The 16906-nt window shown below is 68.9% G+C and carries 16 protein-coding genes; 11 read left to right on the top strand and 5 right to left on the bottom strand.

What is annotated here, in order from left to right; genetic code table 11:
* Positions 1-7 precede the first annotated feature (7 nt).
* The 3 genes from B0I29_RS36265 to B0I29_RS36255 all read left to right on the top strand — a co-directional run bounded on the left by B0I29_RS36265 (position 8) and on the right by B0I29_RS36255 (position 2274).
* Positions 8-637 carry a nitroreductase family protein gene (locus B0I29_RS36265; RefSeq protein WP_111653666.1) on the top strand — a complete coding sequence of 210 codons (630 nt, stop codon included), beginning with the start codon at positions 8-10 and terminating at the stop codon, positions 635-637.
* Positions 634-1344 carry a glycoside hydrolase family 16 protein gene (locus B0I29_RS36260; protein WP_111653665.1) on the top strand — a complete coding sequence of 237 codons (711 nt, stop codon included), beginning with the start codon at positions 634-636 and terminating at the stop codon, positions 1342-1344. Before B0I29_RS36265 ends, B0I29_RS36260 begins: the two co-directional genes overlap by 4 nt.
* Before the next feature lie 69 nt (positions 1345-1413).
* Positions 1414-2274, top strand: a complete 861-nt coding sequence (locus tag B0I29_RS36255; protein ID WP_111653664.1) for a tetratricopeptide repeat protein — start codon at positions 1414-1416, stop codon at positions 2272-2274.
* Between the two features lie 62 nt (positions 2275-2336).
* On the opposite strand, the gene B0I29_RS36250 is transcribed toward B0I29_RS36255, so the two are convergent.
* Positions 2337-2765: a MarR family winged helix-turn-helix transcriptional regulator gene (locus B0I29_RS36250; RefSeq protein WP_111653663.1), complete on the bottom strand. Its 429-nt coding sequence runs from the start codon at positions 2763-2765 to the stop codon at positions 2337-2339.
* Between the two features lie 118 nt (positions 2766-2883).
* On the opposite strand from B0I29_RS36250, the gene B0I29_RS36245 reads away from it, so the two are divergent.
* The gene (locus B0I29_RS36245; protein WP_220091525.1) at positions 2884-4623 is read left to right on the top strand and encodes an ABC transporter ATP-binding protein; all 1740 of its coding nucleotides are present in this window, start codon (positions 2884-2886) and stop codon (positions 4621-4623) included.
* On the opposite strand, the gene B0I29_RS36240 is transcribed toward B0I29_RS36245, so the two are convergent.
* Positions 4620-5105, bottom strand: a complete 486-nt coding sequence (locus B0I29_RS36240; protein ID WP_111653661.1) for a MarR family winged helix-turn-helix transcriptional regulator — start codon at positions 5103-5105, stop codon at positions 4620-4622. The genes B0I29_RS36245 and B0I29_RS36240 overlap by 4 nt on opposite strands.
* Before the next feature lie 74 nt (positions 5106-5179).
* On the opposite strand from B0I29_RS36240, the gene B0I29_RS36235 reads away from it, so the two are divergent.
* On the top strand, positions 5180-7231 hold the full coding sequence (locus tag B0I29_RS36235) for an MMPL family transporter (RefSeq protein WP_111653660.1): 2052 nt from the start codon (positions 5180-5182) through the stop codon (positions 7229-7231).
* Positions 7232-7301: 70 nt separating this feature from the next.
* On the opposite strand, the gene B0I29_RS36230 is transcribed toward B0I29_RS36235, so the two are convergent.
* A complete protein-coding gene (locus tag B0I29_RS36230) occupies positions 7302-8459 on the bottom strand; it encodes an LLM class flavin-dependent oxidoreductase (RefSeq protein WP_111653659.1) in 1158 nt (385 codons plus the stop codon).
* Positions 8460-8502: 43 nt separating this feature from the next.
* Here B0I29_RS36230 and B0I29_RS36225 point away from each other — a divergent pair, with 43 nt between their 5' ends.
* The 6 genes from B0I29_RS36225 to B0I29_RS36205 all read left to right on the top strand — a co-directional run bounded on the left by B0I29_RS36225 (position 8503) and on the right by B0I29_RS36205 (position 15051).
* A complete protein-coding gene (locus tag B0I29_RS36225) occupies positions 8503-9726 on the top strand; it encodes a sulfite oxidase (protein ID WP_111653658.1) in 1224 nt (407 codons plus the stop codon).
* Positions 9727-9836: 110 nt separating this feature from the next.
* Positions 9837-10880, top strand: coding sequence for a LacI family DNA-binding transcriptional regulator (locus B0I29_RS36220; RefSeq protein WP_111653657.1), 1044 nt, complete (start codon positions 9837-9839; stop codon positions 10878-10880).
* 102 nt (positions 10881-10982) lie between these two features.
* Complete coding sequence (locus tag B0I29_RS36215) at positions 10983-12671, top strand: glycoside hydrolase family 13 protein (RefSeq protein ID WP_111653656.1); 1689 nt, start codon at positions 10983-10985, stop codon at positions 12669-12671.
* Between the two features lie 184 nt (positions 12672-12855).
* Positions 12856-13656, top strand: coding sequence for an SAM-dependent methyltransferase (locus B0I29_RS36210; RefSeq protein ID WP_111653655.1), 801 nt, complete (start codon positions 12856-12858; stop codon positions 13654-13656).
* 34 nt (positions 13657-13690) lie between these two features.
* A complete protein-coding gene (locus B0I29_RS46090) occupies positions 13691-13972 on the top strand; it encodes a hypothetical protein (RefSeq protein WP_181558153.1) in 282 nt (93 codons plus the stop codon).
* Positions 13973-14043: 71 nt separating this feature from the next.
* On the top strand, positions 14044-15051 hold the full coding sequence (locus B0I29_RS36205) for a hypothetical protein (RefSeq protein ID WP_111653654.1): 1008 nt from the start codon (positions 14044-14046) through the stop codon (positions 15049-15051).
* Positions 15052-15106: 55 nt separating this feature from the next.
* Here the strand turns inward: B0I29_RS36205 and B0I29_RS36200 are convergent, their stop codons facing one another.
* Together B0I29_RS36200 and B0I29_RS36195 are read right to left on the bottom strand one after the other, a co-directional pair.
* Complete coding sequence (locus B0I29_RS36200; RefSeq protein WP_111653653.1) at positions 15107-15868, bottom strand: ABC transporter ATP-binding protein; 762 nt, start codon at positions 15866-15868, stop codon at positions 15107-15109.
* On the bottom strand, positions 15855-16886 hold the full coding sequence (locus B0I29_RS36195; RefSeq protein ID WP_111653652.1) for a taurine ABC transporter substrate-binding protein: 1032 nt from the start codon (positions 16884-16886) through the stop codon (positions 15855-15857). The genes B0I29_RS36200 and B0I29_RS36195 overlap by 14 nt, the downstream gene beginning before the upstream one ends.
* Between the last annotated feature and the right edge of the window lie 20 nt (positions 16887-16906).

Raw genomic sequence — 16906 nt, 5'->3', positions numbered from 1 at the left:
TCGAGACATGACGAAGCCCGAAGAACTGTCACTGCTGGAGGCCCTGCACTCCACGCCGGCCCGCCGTTACCTCTCCACCGAGCCGATCGCCGACGATGTGATCCGCGCGATTCTCGACGCGGCGATCCGCGGCCCTTCGGCCGGCAACGGGCAGTTCTGGACGTGGATCGTGGTCCGCGACGCGGACACGAAGCGGCAGATCGCCGACTGGTACCGCGAGGGCTGGGAGCGCCATTACGGGTCGCGCCGCGAGCAGATCCTGAACGCGTCGGACGGCCCGATGAGCAAGGCCAGCTTCCTCGCCGCCGACCATTTGGCGAACCACCTCGAAGAGGCTCCGGTCTGGATTTTCCCGGTGATGCTGGGTGCCGCGAAGTCGCAGAATCCGCGTCTCGGCTCGTCGATCTACGGTGCCATTCAGCACCTGATCCTGGCGGCCCGCGCGTACGGTCTCGGCGCGACTCTGACCACCCTGCACATCGGTCACGAGGCCGACGTCCGTGAATTGCTCGGCCTTCCCGAGGACGCGCTCACGATGGCACTGATCCCGCTCGGTTACCCGGCGAAGGGCCGCTGGGCCGAGCCGAAGCGCCGCCCGCTCGACGAGGTCGTCCACTTCGAGCGCTTCCAGCAGTGAGGGACGACTTCCGTGGGCCGGCGCTGAACGCCGGCCTCTGGGTCGACCACTATCTGCCGCACTGGACGACTCCGGAGCGGTCCCGGGCCCGGTACGACTTCGGTGCCGGCGGGCTGCGCCTGCGCATCGATGCTGACCAGCTGGATTGGCGGCCGGAGGACGCTCCGCTGCGGGTGTCCAACATCCAGACCGGCAATCACGCGGGCACCCATCGGCACCGGCCGGACGGTCTGGAAATCCGCAATCCGGTGGCGACGGAGTTGTTCTGGGCGCCGTCGTCCGGCCGGGTCGACGTGACGGTCAGTGCCAGCGTGGACGAGAACTGCATGCTGGCCGTCTGGCTCGTCGGCACCGAACACCTTTCGCCGCGTGACTCCGGCGAGATCTGTGTGTTCGAGATCGACGCGGCCGCGATCGGCCCCGAGACGACGGTGGCGCGTACCGGCATCAAGGCGCATCACGACGACCGTCTGACAACGGACATGGCGGAGGTGACTCTGCCGTTCTCCGCTGCCGCGCCGCACACCTGGACGGCCGAGTGGGGACCGTCCGGAACTGTCATCAGCTGCGCGGGCGAGGTGGTCCGCAGCCTCGCGCAGTCCCCGGACTATCCGCTGTTCCTGCTGATCGACCTCTTCGAGGTCGCCGCACCGTCCGGCGCTTATCCGAAGACTGCGACGGTGCACGAGGTAAACGGAATCGGGTAGGGAAAACAGCTACCGGCGCGCAACCCGGCATCTTCGCAAGTTGCCGCCGGTGGGCCCGATCTAACCGGCGTGACGCAGCAGCCTCTTCTCGCCCCGCCCGCCGGCCACCCGATCCTGGACCAGGCCGACACCCTCCTGGCCCGTGGCCGGGCCGGTGACGTCGTGGACCTGCTCGCACCCCACGTCGGGCGGGAGCCGGAGCACGTCGGCGCCTGGCACCGGATGGCACAGGCCCGCCTCGAACTCGGTGACCCGCAGGGCGCGATGCGCGCCGCGTGGGCGGCATGGCAGCAGGACCCGGACGGTCCCGAGTCGCTGTTCTGGATCAGCCGTTCCTGCTCCGCGGCCGGCGACCACACCGAGGCGATCGAGACGGCCGCCTCGGCCTGCCGCCAGGACCCGGGCAACCCGCGCCTGCACAACCGTCTCGGCGAGGCGCAGCTGGCCGACGGCCGGATCGGTGATGCGATCGCGAACCTCCAGGTCGCGGTCGAGCTGGCCGGGTACGACGCCGACCTGCGCGTCACCTACGCCCACGCGCTGTTCGCGGCGGGCCGTCCACTGACCGCCCGTGAGGAGTTGGGCCGCGCGCTGACCCTTGACCCACGGCACGCCGGCGCGCAGGCGGCACTGTCCCGGTTCGAGAACCTGATGCGTGCCGTCGTCGACGCGCCGACCCTGGCGCAGGCGGCCGACGAGTTCGCCGAGTCGCTGCGGGTGCGTCCGGCAACCCCGAAGAGCCAGAACAGGGACGCTTTCGCGTACGCGATGAGGGTTTCGTTCGTCTGGTTCTTCACCGCGTTGCTGGGCGTCGGGGCGTTCGACCTGATGGGTCTGGTGACGGTGCCGGACGGGCTCTACATGACGCTGCTCTGCGCCTCCGGCATATTCGCGATCGTGGCGAGGCTCGCCAAACCCAAACTTTCCTGACACCCCCCGGAAAAGAGACCGCGAGGCCCCCGCCTCGCGGTCTCTTCGCGTCTCCGGAAAAGCTAGTCCCGCAGAACCCGGAGCAACCGCGTCAGCTCAGCGCGGTCGGCCGGCTCCAGCACGGCGAACAACCGCTCCCCCTCGGCCGTCCGAGCCGCATGGATCGCCGATGCCGTGGCCACACCCTGCTCGCTCAGCGCCACCAGCGTGGCCCGCCGGTCCGCCGGATCGGGGCTGCGTAACGCGAGACCCTGCTGCTGCAGATCGTCGACGACCTCGGTGGCCGAGCGCGGCGCGATCCGCAGATGCTCGGCGAGCGCACTGAGCCGCATCTCACCGTGCCGGGACAGCACGCCGATTGCGCGGGACTGCGACGGTGTGACGTTCCACGGTTCCAGCGCGACCCGGGTGCGGTGCCGCAGCCGCCGGGCAACCGCCCAGAACGCTTCGAGCAGGCTTTCTTCCTCAGCCGCATGAGGCTCACGATCCACGGGAACAAGGTAGCAGCGGTTGCGGTTGTACCCTCATGTTGAGGTAACCTCAGTAAAACGTCGCATGAGAGAAGGTCGTAATTTGGCGGAACGCCCAGGCCGGGGCTCGGCACGGACCGTGACCCCCGCGGAGAAGGCGCAAGCACGCGCGGTCTCCCTGCGCCGGATCGGCGCACTGTTCATCGGGCACCGGCGGCATCTGTCCGTCGTTGTCGGCGTCATCGTGGTCTCGTCGATTCTCGCGATGGTGTCACCATTCCTGCTGCGTGAGGTCATCGACGTCGCGCTGCCGGACAGTAATCTCACGCTCCTGATCTGGCTGGTCGCCGGAATGGTCGCGGTCGCCGCTGCCACCTCCGCGCTCGGCGTGATTCAGACGTGGATTTCCACCCGAGTCGGCCAGCGGGTCATGCACCGGCTGCGCACCGACGTCTTCGCTCATCTGCAACGCCAGTCGGTCGGTTTCTTCACCCGCACCCGCACCGGCGAAGTGCAATCACGCATCACCAACGACATCGGCGGCATGCAGCAGGTGGTCACCTCGACCGCCAGTTCGGTCGCCTCGAATTTCACCACCGTCATCGCCACGCTCGTCGCGATGGCCGCCCTTTCCTGGCAGCTGACCCTGGTCTCGCTGGTGGCGTTGCCGCCGGCCATCTACTGGACCAGGCGCGTCGCGCGGATGCGGCAGGCCATCACCGCCCAGCGCCAGCGCGAATTGGCGGAACTCAACGTCATCATCGACGAAGGCCTCTCGATCAGCGGCATTCAGCTGAGCAAGACGATGGGCGCCGGCGACGCGCAGATCGAGCGTTTCACCGATTCGTCGCACCGGCTCATCGACCTGGAGCTCCGCTCCGAGCTGGCCGGACGCTGGCGGATGGCCACCATGAACATCATCTTCGCAGCCATTCCGGCGACCATTTACCTGGCGGCCGGGCTGCCGTTCAGCACCATGAGCATCGGAACCCTGGTCGCCTTCACCGGCTTGCAGGCCGGACTGTTCCGCCCGCTGATGAGCCTGCTCGACGTCGGCGTCACCCTGACCGCGTCGCTCGCGCTTTTCCAGCGCATCTTCGAATATCTCGACCTGCCGGTCGAGGTTCAGGAACCGGCGACGCCCGTGCGACTCGATCACCCGCGAGGCCACTTGCGCTTCGAGGACGTGACATTCGTGTACGGAGACAGCGAGACCGCCGCATTGGCAGGAGTGAGCCTGGACGTCCCGGCCGGTTCGTCATTGGCGCTCGTCGGCGAGACAGGGTCGGGAAAGAGCACGATCGCCTCGCTGATCGCCCGTCTGCACGACGCGACATCGGGCCGGGTGACCATCGACGGTGTCGACATCAAGGACCTGTCGCTCACCCAGCTCGCGGAAATCGTCGGCGTCGTCAGCCAGGAGACCTATCTGCTGCACACGACGATCCGGGAGAACCTGCGGTACGCCAAACCGGACGCCACCGACGAGCAGATCGTCGCGGCGGCCCGTGCCGCGCAGATTCACGATCTGATCGCGGGCCTGCCGGACGGTTACGACACGATGGTCGGCTCCCGGGGACACCGTTTCTCCGGTGGTGAGAAACAGCGGATCGCCATTGCCCGAACCCTGTTACGCGATCCCCGGATCCTGGTGCTGGACGAGGCCACGAGCGCTCTGGACAACGACACCGAGCGGGCCGTACAGCGCGCTTTCGACGAGCTGTCGGCCGGCCGCACCACGGTGACCATCGCGCACCGCCTGTCCACGGTGCGCAACGCGGACCAGATCGCGGTGATAGACCACGGCCGGATCCTGGAGTCGGGAACCCACGAGTCGTTGCTCGACAAGGGCGGCCGCTATGCGGCCCTGTCCAGCTAACGCCCTCGTAATTCGTCGCGGTACTCCACCAGCGCGCCGGTCATCCCCCGCAGGAACTTCTCGATGGCGAGAAGTTCGTCGACGGTGAAGTCCTCCATCACCGCGTCGGTGTGCGGGCGCAGCGGCGCGAAGAACGACATCGCCAGGTGCATGCCGGCGTCGCCGTACCGCAGATGCACCACCCGGCGGTCGGTGCTCTCCCGGGAGCGGCGCAGGTGGCCGCCCTTCTCCAACCGGTCGATCAGAGCAGTGGTCGCGCCCGAGGAGAGACCTATCGCCTCCCCCAGCTTTCCCGGGGTCAGCGGCGAGCCGTGACGTTCGGCGTGCATCACGGCCAGCAGCGCGTGCATGTCGGTAGCGTGCAGATGGTTGCGGTTGGCGAATGCGTGCCCGATGTGTTGCGCCTCGCTGCTGTACGTGTTCAGCAGGTCGACAAGCGCCCTGCGTAACCGCTGGCGTTCGGCGGTCTCAGTTCCCTCCACGGGGGTAAGTGTTGCAGATCCGGCCCCACTCGTGAACAATCTCGATTGTAAAGATTCTCAGTCTTGGAGGTTTCATGAGAAGGGCATGGGCAACACTGTTGCTGGCCCTCGTCATCGGCGGGGCCATTCTGGCCTTCGCCGGGTCGACGACCACGGACAACGACCCCACCGCGTCGCTGCCGTCCTCGGCTGAGTCGACCAAGGTGGCCCAGCTGCAGAAAGAGCTGCCGTCCGGACGGACCAACCCGGCCCTGATCGTGATCGCGAAGGGTGGCGAGGCTCTCACCGACGCCGACCTGGCCGGCGTCACGAAGCTGGGCGAGCCGATTCTGTCCGAGGACCGCAAGGCCGCGATCATCACGGTCCCGCTGGCCGCCACCGGCAACGCGGACGAGACGATCACCAAGGTCCAGGAACTGCGCGACCAGCTGAAGACCGATCTACCTGCCGGCGTGACCGCGCAGGTCACCGGCGGCGCCGGATTCAGCGCCGACCTCTCCGACAGCTTCAGCGGGGCCAACACCCGGCTGCTGCTCGTCACCGTCATCGTGGTGACCGTGCTGCTGCTCATCACGTACCGCAGCCCGATTCTCTGGATCGTCCCGCTGTTCGTGGTCGGTCTCGCCGACCAGCTCGCGGCGAAGGCCATCGCGATCTTCTCGCAGCACACCGACCTGGCCATCAACGGCTCCACGACGGGCATCGTCACGGTCCTGGTCTTCGGCGCCGGCACCAACTACGCGCTGCTGCTGATCTCCCGGTACCGCGAGGAGCTGCACAAGCACGAGGACCGCTTCGAAGCCATGCGCAAGGCGCTGCGCGGCGCCGGCCCGGCGATCCTGGCGAGCTCCGGCACCGTCGTCCTGGCACTGCTCACCCTGCTGCTGGCCAGCCTGAAGAGCAACGCCGCACTCGGCGTGACCGCTGCCGTCGGCGTGGCGATCGCCTCGCTGTTCGCGCTGGTCGTGCTCCCGGCCGCGCTGGTCATCTGCGGCCGCAAGCTGTTCTGGCCGTTCATCCCGAAGGTGGGCCAGGACGGCGCGGAGAGCGAGCGCGGGTTCTGGGGCAAGGTCGGCCGCACGGTCGTCCGCCGCCCGGTCGCCGTGACCGCGTTCGCCGTGGTCGTGCTGGGCATCCTGTCGCTCGGCGCGCTGGGTACCAAGGTCGGCCTGTCGCAGACCGAGCAGTTCCGCGTCGAGGCCGAGTCGGTCGCCGGCCTGGAGACGCTCAGCAAGTACTTCCCGGCCGGCGCCGCCGGACCGGCCACCGTGCTCACCGAACCGGCCAAGGCCGACCAGGTCGTCAAGATCCTGGAAGACACGCCCGGCGTGGTCCAGGTCCGGATCGCCGAGCAGAACACCGACCTGGCCAGCATCAGCGCCGTCATGCAGGCCGCGCCGGACACCGCCGAGGCGTTCGACACGATCCGCGCGATGCGCGACAACCTCAACGGCGAAGCCCTGGTCGGCGGAACCGTCGCGACCGCCCTCGACACCCGCGACGCCGCCCGCCACGACCTCAAGATGATCGTTCCGGTCATCCTCGGTGTGGTCTTCCTGGTGCTGGTCCTGCTGCTGCGGGCCCTTGTCGCTCCGGTGCTGCTGATGCTGACCGTGGTCCTCAGCTTCATGGCCTCGCTCGGCGCCGGCTCGTGGCTGTTCCGGCACGTGTTCGACTACCCCGCGCTGGACAACTCGGTGCCACTGTTCGCGTTCCTGTTCCTGGTGGCACTCGGCGTCGACTACAACATCTTCCTGGTCACCCGGGCCAAGGAGGAGACGCCGGCGCGCGGCACCCGGGACGGCATGGTGCACGCACTCGCCGTCACCGGCGCCGTGATCACGAGCGCGGGCATCCTGCTCGCGGCGGTCTTCGCGGTCCTCGGCGTACTGCCGGTCGTCACGCTCACCCAGATCGGCATCATCGTCGGCATCGGGGTGCTGCTCGACACCCTGCTCGTGCGTACCGTCCTGGTCCCCGCTCTGGCGACCCTGACCGGTGACCGATTCTGGTGGCCGGGCAAGCCGCAGGCCAAGACGCCGCCGGTCGATGCGGGTGGCTCCCGCGAGCGCACCGACTGGGACTCGGTGAACCGCAGCAAGCTCACCACGCCCGCCGACAGCTGACATTCTCAAGAGCGACGGCCCGGACCTTCTGGTCCGGGCCGTCGCTGCTTGCGCTTCCTTCTTGGGTACGTCAAGACGGCCGCGAAGTCTCCAACGGGACGCCCGCGAAGGGGATGGCGGCCGGGGCGGTGCCACGCTCGCCGGCCGGGTGACGCCACAGCCCACGGCGGCGCAGCTCGGGCAGCACTCCCTCGCCGAACCAGTACGCCTCCTCCAGGTGCGGGTACCCGGAGAGGATGAACTCGTCGATGCCGAGAGCGGCGTACTCCTCGAGCCGGTCGGCGACCTCGGTGTGGCTGCCGACCAGCGCGGTGCCGGCGCCGCCGCGGACCAGGCCGACGCCGGCCCACAGGTTCGGCGAGACGACCAGGCCGTCGCGGTTGCCGCCGTGCAGGTCCAGCATCCGCTTCTGGCCCTCGGACTCGCTGTTCTTGAGCCCGGCCTGAACCTTGGCGATGTCCGATTCCGACACGTTCTGCAGCAGCCGGGCCGCCTCCGCCCAGGCCTGCTCCGCGGTGTCCCGGGTGATCACGTGCAACCGGATACCGAACCGCATGTCCGGCTTGAGCGTCCGGATCCAGGCCAGTTTCTCGGCGACCTGGGCCGGCGGCTCACCCCAAGTGAGGTAGACGTCCGCGTGCTCGGCGGCGACCGGTCCGGCGGCCTTGGACGAGCCGCCGAAGTAGATGGCCGGCTTCAGCTCGGGCACCCGGGACAGAGCGGCGTTCTCCACGTGCAGGTGTTCGCCCTCATGGGTGACCGTCTCACCCCGGAGCAGCCGGTTGATGATGCTCAGGAACTCGCCGGTCCGGGCATAGCGCGACTCCTTGTCCAGGAAGTCGCCGAACTGGCGCTGCTCGTGCGACTCGCCGCCGGTCACCACGTTGAGCAGCAGCCGGCCGCCGGACAGCCGCTGGAACGTCGACGACATCTGCGCCGCCAGGGTCGGCGAGATCAGCCCCGGGCGGAACGCGACGAGGAACTTCAGCCGCTCGGTCACCTCGGTCAGCATGGCGGTGGTCAGCCACGCGTCTTCACACCAGGCGCCGGTCGGCGTGAGCGCGCCGACGAAGCCGAGCTGCTCGGCGCTGCGGGCGATCTGACCGAGGTATCCGATGGTCAGCGGCCGCACACCGCCGGCCGCACCGACCGGCACACCGTGGCCGCCACCGACGATGTCGCGGCTGTCGCCGTTGGTGGGAAGAAACCAGTGGAAGTCCATGGGCATCAGGCTACCCACATGTCCTATCTAATCGATAGGATCCCCAGACATGAACGAGGTTGAATACGATGAGCGTCGATTGCAGGACTTCGTGGCCGGCCGGGCGCGCGGCTTCTCCCGCCGTGACCTGCTGCGCCTGAGCGCCGCCGCCGGTGTCGGCACGGCCCTCGCCGGGATCTCCGCCAGCCCCGCCGCCGCGGCCACCCCGATCGTCAAGCCACTTCCGCCGGAGCTGTTCCGGGCGCTCGGCACCAACGCGGAGACCCGCTGGTCGTCGCTGAAGGACCAGGGTTACTACGTACCGATCGACCGGTTCTTCGTGCGTAACCACACGACGACGCCGATCATCGACGGCGCCACCTGGAGCCTGTCGGTGTTCGGGTCCGGGCTGCGGGGCGGCCCGGTCCAGTTCAGCCTGGCCGACCTGCGCAAGCTCCCGTCGGTGACGGTTTCCGCCGCGGTCGAGTGCGCCGGCAACGGCCGCAGCTTCTTCACCTCGCAGCAGGGCCAGACCGTCTCCGGCACCGCGTGGACCCTCGGCGCGGTGGGCGTGGCCCGCTGGCGCGGGGTCAAGCTGTCGACCGTGCTGCGCCGCGCCGGGATCAGCCGGCACGCCGTCGACGTGCAGCCGGCCGGCCTCGACGCGAACTTCGTCAGCGGCGGCGTCGACCTCGGCCAGGTCCGCCGCCCGTTCCCGGTCGAGAAGGCCTTCGACGACGTCATCCTCGCCTACGAGATGAACGGCGAGGAGCTGCCGGCCGACCACGGCTACCCGGTACGGGTGATCGTCCCGGGCTGGATCGGCATCGCGTCGATCAAATGGGTCGGCAGCATCGAGGTGTCTGCCACTCCCCTGTTCTCGCCCTGGAACACCCAGTTCTACCGGCTGTTCGGCCCGTCCTACCCCGCCGAGGGGCAGCCGTTCGACACACAGGTGGTCAAGAGCGCGTTCGAGCTGGACGCCGGCACGGTCTTCGAAGCCGGCGTACGCACGACGCTGACCGGCCGTTCCTGGTCGGCGCACGGCCCGATCCGCAAGGTCGAGGTCAGCGTCGACGGCGGCGCCACCTGGAAGCGCGCCCGGTTCTACGGCGCAACACCGGGCGGTGTGTGGCAGCGCTGGGAGCTGACCTGGAAGCCGGAGGCCGGCGCCCACACCCTGCTGGCCCGCGCCACCGACATCCACGGCAACACCCAGCCCGACGTCACGGTCCACAACACCCTCGGCTACCTCTTCGATGCCGTCGTGAAGGTGCCCGTCACCGCCGCGTAGCTGTCGCGGATTTTCGCGATCCAGGCAGGTTCCGGCCGCTACACGGGCGGGGCCTGCCCGGATCGCGCGACACGCTCGGTTATCGTGGGCTCCCAACCCAGGGAGCTCGCATGCGGTCGAGGAAGCCGACGTCCAGTGATGTGGCGGCGGCCGCGGGTGTGTCGCGATCGGCGGTGTCGTTCGCGTTCAACAATCCGCAGCGGATCGCGGCGGCGACGCGGCAGCGGATTCTGGACGCGGCCGAGGAGCTCGGTTACACGCCGAACACGCTGGGGCGGATGCTGCAGGCCGGCACGACGAATTCGATCGGGGTGCTGCTGCCGCAGCGGCTGGCGCAGGTGCTGGAGAACCCTTATTACTCGCGGTTTCTGATGGGCGCCGGGCAGGTCTGCGACCAGGAGGGTTACACGCTGCTGCTGACGCCGCCGCTGCGGGATTCGGTGCTCAAGGCGATTCCGTACGCCGCTGTGGACGGGTTCATCGTCTGCGGCCTCGAAGTTGATCGTGGCGAGGTGGCCGAATTGGATCGGCGCGGGATTCCGTTCGTGCTGATCGACAGTGATCGGCACGAGGGTGCGCCCAGCGTCGAGGTCGACGACCGGGGTGGCGCCGCCGAAGTGGCGCGCTACCTGCTCGAACTCGGTCATCGCCGGCTCGCGGTGCTGAGCATCGACCCCGGTCCGGACGCGGCGGAGCGCGGCTATCGCGGGCCTTTGGCCCGGCGATGGGCCGGGATCGGGGATGCGCTGGGCGATTTCGGTCTCGCCCTCTCTGATGTACGCCTTGCCGAGGCGCCCGTGACCCGCACCGACGGATACCGCGCCACTGTCGAATTGATGGCATTGCCGGACCCGCCGACGGCCATCATCGCGCTCTCCGACGTGCTCGCCTACGGCGCCGTGGATGCTTTGCAAGAACTTGCGATCGATGTGCCCTCAGAGGTCTCCGTGACCGGGTTCGACGACCTCGCCGAGTCGGCCTGGTTCCGTCCCCGGCTGACCACCGTGCGACAACCGATCGTGACCAAGGGACGGATGGCGGCGGACTTCCTGATCTCCGCGATCCGGGGCGAGGACCAGCACCCGCATCAGATGCTCGGCACCTCGTTGATCATTCGGGACTCGACCGGGAAGCCGAACTTTACCGCTGGGTAACGCCCACAAATCCGGCAAATCACAGGCCTGCAAGAACTTGCTGCAAGAAAGCAACCGTTTGGCTATGTAACACGTGTTAGTCACCTGCTAGCGTTCGCTGTCATGACTGATCAACTGATCGCACCGCCCGCCGTGGAGGCGCCGCCCGCATCCTGGTGGCGCAACGCGGTCATCTACCAGATCTATCCCCGCAGCTTCGCCGACTCGAACGGTGATGGCATCGGCGACATCCCCGGCATCCTGAGTCGTCTGCCATATCTGCGAGACCTGGGCATCGACGCGGTCTGGCTCTCCCCGTTCTATTCCTCGCCGCAGGCCGACGCCGGTTACGACGTGTCCGACTACCGGACCGTCGACCCGATCTTCGGCACCGTCGCGGACGCCGAGAAGCTGATCGCCGGCGCGCACGAGCACGGGCTGCGGATCATCGTGGACCTCGTCCCGAACCACTCCTCCGACCAGCACGACTGGTTCAAGCGGGCGCTCGCCGAGGGCCCGGGCTCGCCGTTCCGCGACCGGTACCACTTCCGCCCCGGCAAGGGTGAGAACGGCGAACTGCCGCCCAACGACTGGCCGTCGATCTTCGGCGGACCGGCCTGGACGCGGGTCACCGATCCGGATGGCACGCTCGGCGACTGGTACCTGCACCTCTTCGCCTCCGAGCAGCCGGACTTCAACTGGGAGCACCCGGCGGTCCGCGACGAGTTCAAGACGATCCTGCGGTTCTGGCTCGACCTCGGCGTCGACGGCTTCCGTGTCGACGTGGCGCACGGCCTGGTCAAGGAGGACGGCCTGCCGGACGTCGGCGGCGACGCCGAATGGCACCTGCTCGGTGTCGGCGAGAGCCCCTGCTTCGACCGTGACGGCGTGCACGAGATCTACCGCGAGTGGCGCAAGATCCTCGACGAGTACCCGGGTGAGCGGATCGCGGTGGCCGAGGCATGGGCGCCGAACCTGTCCCGGGTCGCCGACTACGTCCGTGGTGACGAGCTGCACCAGGCGTTCAACTTCAGCTACCTGGGCACCGCGTGGAACGTGGCCGCCCAGCGCCAGATGATCGACGAGTCGCTGGCCGCGATGCGTGCGGTCGGAGCGCCGACCACCTGGACGCTCTCCAACCACGACGTGGTCCGGCACACCAACCGGCTTCTCCAGTCCGGCGACGGCGAGGTGGCCGGTCGCCGGCCCACCGAGGTCGACCCGGTCGCCGGTCTGCAGCGCGCCCGCGCCGCGTCCGCGCTGATGCTGGCGCTGCCCGGCTCGGCCTACATCTACCAGGGCGAGGAGCTCGGCCTGCCCGAGGTCGTCGACCTGCCGCCGGAGGCACGCCAGGACCCGGCGTTCCACCGCGCCACCGGTCAGGACGGTTACCGCGACGGCTGCCGGGTGCCGATCCCGTGGAGTGGCACCGAGGCGCCGTACGGATTCGGTCCGGACGGCGGCGGCAGCTGGCTGCCGCAGCCGGACTCGTGGGCGCAGCTCAGCGTGGCCGCCCAGGAGCGGGTGCCAGGCTCGACGCTGGAGCTGTACCGCGCGGCCCTCGCCGTGCGCCGCAGCCACCCGGCGCTGGCGCCGACCGACAACCTGCGCTGGGTGCCGGCGTCCGAGGGTGTCCTCGCCTTCGAGCGTGAGGTGGCCGGCGAGCAGGTGTTCCGCTGCACGGTCAACATGAGCGACCAGCCGGTCGCGATCGGCCGTCCCGGTGAGCTGCTGCTGACCAGCGGCTCGCTGGACGGCACCCCGGACAACGTGGTGCTGCCCCCGGACACCTGCGTCTGGTGGTCGATCTGAGGAATTGACCTTCCCGGCCACCCCAGGACGGTGGGGGTGGGCGGGTCGTTGAAGCGGGCGTGACGCGTACGGGGGGACGTGTCACGCCCGCTCTCTATTCCGGCTTTCTTCACCCGACCGTGCTGGCACTGTCCTCATCGGACGCGCGTATGCTCTGCGTCACCGCGAACGTCAGGAGCCCCCGATGACCGACAGCGACGCCAAGCTCGACACCTCCGTGCCGCACTCCGCCAGGGTCTGGAACTACTGGCTGGGCGGCAAGGACAACTACCAGGTGGACCGCGCGGTCGGCGACGACTTCGCGAACCTGTACCCGGACATCGCGGTCGTCGCCCGTCAGTCCCGCGCCTTCCTCAAGCGGGCCGTCACGCACCTGGCCACCGACGCCGGCATCCGGCAGTTCCTCGACATCGGCACCGGCATGCCGACCGCGGAGAACACCCACCAGGTCGCGCAGGCCGCCGCGCCGGACTCCAAGATCGTGTACGTGGACAACGACCCGCTCGTGCTCGTGCACGCCCGGGCGCTGCTGACCGGCACTCCCGAGGGCCGCACCGAGTACGTCGACGCCAACCTGCACGAGCCGCTGTCCATCCTCGAGGCGGCCAAGGGCACGCTCGACCTGGACAAGCCGGTCGGCCTGATCCTGATGAACATTCTCGGTCACGTGCCGAACCTCGACGACGCCGTGAAGATCGTCCAGACGTTGCTCGGCAAGCTCGCGCCCGGCAGCTACCTGGTCACCGCCGACGGCACCAACGTGATCGACGGGCCGGCCTTCGAGGACGCCATCGGCGTGTGGAACGCGAACGCGCCGCTCAGCTACCACCTGCGCCACCCGGACGAGATCAGCCGTTTCCTGGAGGGCCTCGAGGTCCTGGAGCCCGGCCTGGTCCCGTGCGCCCAGTGGCGCCCGGCCGACGGCGCGACCGGCGACGAGTCCCGCCCGGTCGATGAGTACGGCGCGGTCGGCCGCAAGCCCTGATCCGTGGTGGCGGTGGTCTTCTACGGTCGTTGACATGCAGTGGTTTCTTCTGGCCGCTGGAATCGCGGCCGTAGCGTCCGTCCTCGTCTACCTCCTGACACTCACCCGGCGCCGTCGCGCCGCCCGGCCGCTGAGCCGGGACGAACGACTCGCTGCTGCCCGATCCGCCGGGCAGGGGCTGCGCCGCAGCGCGTCACGCAAGCCGTCCCGGGCTGACCACCTCGGGTCGGGCAGCAACACCGGCTACGCCGGCTACCACAGCCCCGGATTCGGCGGCGGCTCCGACGGCGGCGGCGGCGGCGGCGGAGGCGACTGAGAAAGCCTTAACCCGGCCACCCGGCGTCCGATCACTACGGCACCTGATCCCGCCGCTCTCAAAGGTGCCGCATGTCCGTTCTCACCCGGCCCGCCGTTCTGCTCGCCGCCGCGTCGGTCGCCGCCGGTCTGTTAGTCGCACCCGGCGCCGCGTACGCCGCCGACACCACGACGACACTGACCGCCGCGCAGATGGCCGCCGAACTGAAGGCGATCGCGAGCAAGTCAGCAACGGCCGGCGCACAGGGCTGGAAGACGACCTCGGACTACAGGTTCACGTTCAGCAGCACCAGCACGGTGATCGACGGGGACGGCACGACCACCGCCGACCTGGTGCACGGGCTGTACTCGGACCGGTTCAGCGCCACCGGCCTCGGCACGGCGAACGTCTTCGCTGCGGACCACAAGGGCATCTACGACGAGGTGCAGGAGTCCACCGAGCGGAAAGCCCTGAAGATGATGGGCAAATCCGCGGTGAAGTACCAGTTCGCCGCCGACACCTCGTTCGACCTCGACGAGTACATCGAGGAGAGCGCGCCGAGCCCGGTCGCGCTGACCACCGGTTTCGATGGCGGCGGCACGAAGGTCACCCACGACGACGGCAGCGCGGACATCACGGCCACCGACGAGGACAACACGAACATCGTCCTGCACGTCGGTACGACCGGCGTGCTCACCGGCGCCGACCTGGCCGTGAAGGACGGCTCGGTCACGCTCGACATGACGTTCGCGTACGGCCCGCAGACGGTCACCCTGCCGTCCGTCGCCGAGACCATCACGCCGGCCGCACTGGCCAAGGGCGTCGCGTACATCGAGATGCCGGCCTCGGTGAAGATGCTCGCGAACTCGGCGGCTGCCGACACCCGCTCGGGCGCCAAGGGCAAAACGGTGAAGGTCGCGAACCTGCGCAAGGCCGCCCGCACCGAGGTCACCGCGTGGAACAAGTCCTCCCCGGTGAAGGTCACCGTCAAGAACGTCACCGGCGGCGTGAAGATCAGCGCCACGAACCCGTGGACCAAGGCGACAGTCACCTACACGGTGAAGGCCTCCGGCAAGAAGGTGAACGTCAAGAAGGCCTGACGCGCACCGAGGAAAGCCGCACGCCGCGCGAACTGAGCGGCGTGCGGCTTTCCTGCTACACGTGCGCCCGGTCGCGGATCGCGTGGCCCACCTCGGCCCGCAGGGCTGCGAACTCCGGCAAACCCCGCAGCTCGTCCGCGGCGATTCCGGTCCGGGGCAGGTCGATCTTCAGGTCGAGGGCGATCTGGCCCGGCCGCGGTGTCAGCACGACCACCCGGCTGCCCAGGAACACCGCCTCGTCGACGCTGTGCGTCACGAAGATCGACGTACGCCCGGTCTCCGCGCTCACCCGCCGCAGGTCCTCCTGCAACCGTTCCCGGGTCAGCGCGTCGAGCGCCGCGAACGGCTCGTCCAGCAGCAGCAACGGGTTGTCCACCGCAAGAGCACGAGCGATCGCGACCCGCTGTTGCTGTCCACCCGAGATCTGCCAGATCCGCCGCTTCGCGACATCGTGCAGACCGACCTGGGCGAGCAGCTCGTCGACTCGCTCAGCCGTGACCGGCAGGCCGGCATATTTGAGCGCCAGCGCGACGTTGCCGCCGACCGTCTTCCACGGGAACAGCCGTGGCTGCTGGAACACCAGCCCGGCGCCACGCCCGGGAACCGGGGCCGCACCCGCGACCCGCACACTCCCCGACGTCGGCTGCTCGAAGCCGGCGATCAGGCGCAGCAGCGTGCTCTTGCCGCAGCCGGACGCCCCGACCAGCACCAGGAACTCCCCGGCCGGCACGGTCAGGTCGACCGGCCCGACCGCGGTGACGTCGCCGTAGGCGTGCGAAACGTCGTCGATGAGTACCGCGGGTTCAGCCGAGGACACCGGGGAGACCCTTCACGTAGATCGACTTCTGGACGTCGGCCAGCGTCGGGACGGCGTCGATCTTCTGCTGGGACTTGAGGAACTCGGCGGCGCTGACCAGGTTGTCAGCCAGCTTGCCGACGGCGGCCTCGGTGCCCAGCCACTCCGGCGAGGAGAGCTCGGCCGGCTTCAGGAAGACGCCCTGCGACAGCTGAGCCTTCGCCTCCTCAGGGGTGAGGTTCAGCTCGGCGCCGACGGCCTTCCCGGCGGCGTCGGGGTCGGACGCGATGATGTCCAGCGCCTGGGCCTCGACCTTGCGCCACGCGTCCACCGCTTCCGGGTGCGCGGTCGCGAAGTCGGTGGAGACGACGCCCAGGTCGAGGGTGGGCTTGCCATCGGCGGCCAGCTCACGGCTGGTGATCAGGACCTTGCCGGTCTTCTTCAGCTCGTCGAGCGAGGGCAGCCAGCTGTAGGCACCGTCGATGTCGCCCCGCGTCCAGGCCGCCAGGATGTCCTGCGGCTCCAGGTCCACGATGGTCAGCTCGGACTCCTTCACGCCGGCGGCGTTCAGCGCGGCGAGCAGGCTGTAGTGAGCGGTCGACGCGAACGGGGTGGCCACCTTCTTGCCGCGCAGCGACGCGACGTCCGTGACCCCACTGCCGTTGCGCGCCACCAGCGCCTCGTTGTCACCGGCAACATCAAGAACAAAGGCCACCTGGTACGGGATATTCAACGGCGCCGACAGTCCACGCGCGACCGGGCTGGAGCCGATCGCGGCGATGTCCAGGCTCTTCGCGACGAACGCGGTGTTGATGCTGGCGCCGGAGTCGAACTTGGTCCACGTGATCTTGTAATCGGGCAGCGCCTTCTCCAGCAGCCCCTGGTTCTTGACGATCAGGTCGCCACTGGGGAACGCCTGGTAGGCGATCCGGATCGACTTCTCGGACGCGTCGCCACCACCGCTGGCAGCGCCGTCACCGCAGGCGGCAAGGCTCGCACCGACCAGCAGGGCGGAGGCGACGGCAAGAATCTTCTTCATCAGATATCCCTTTGAAAGTG

Source organism: Actinoplanes lutulentus (genome assembly GCF_003259845.1).
Taxonomy (GTDB): Bacteria; Actinomycetota; Actinomycetes; order Mycobacteriales; family Micromonosporaceae; genus Actinoplanes; species Actinoplanes lutulentus.
Note: the sequence above shows the minus strand (reverse complement) of the source record. Positions and strands in the feature narration are given on the sequence as shown.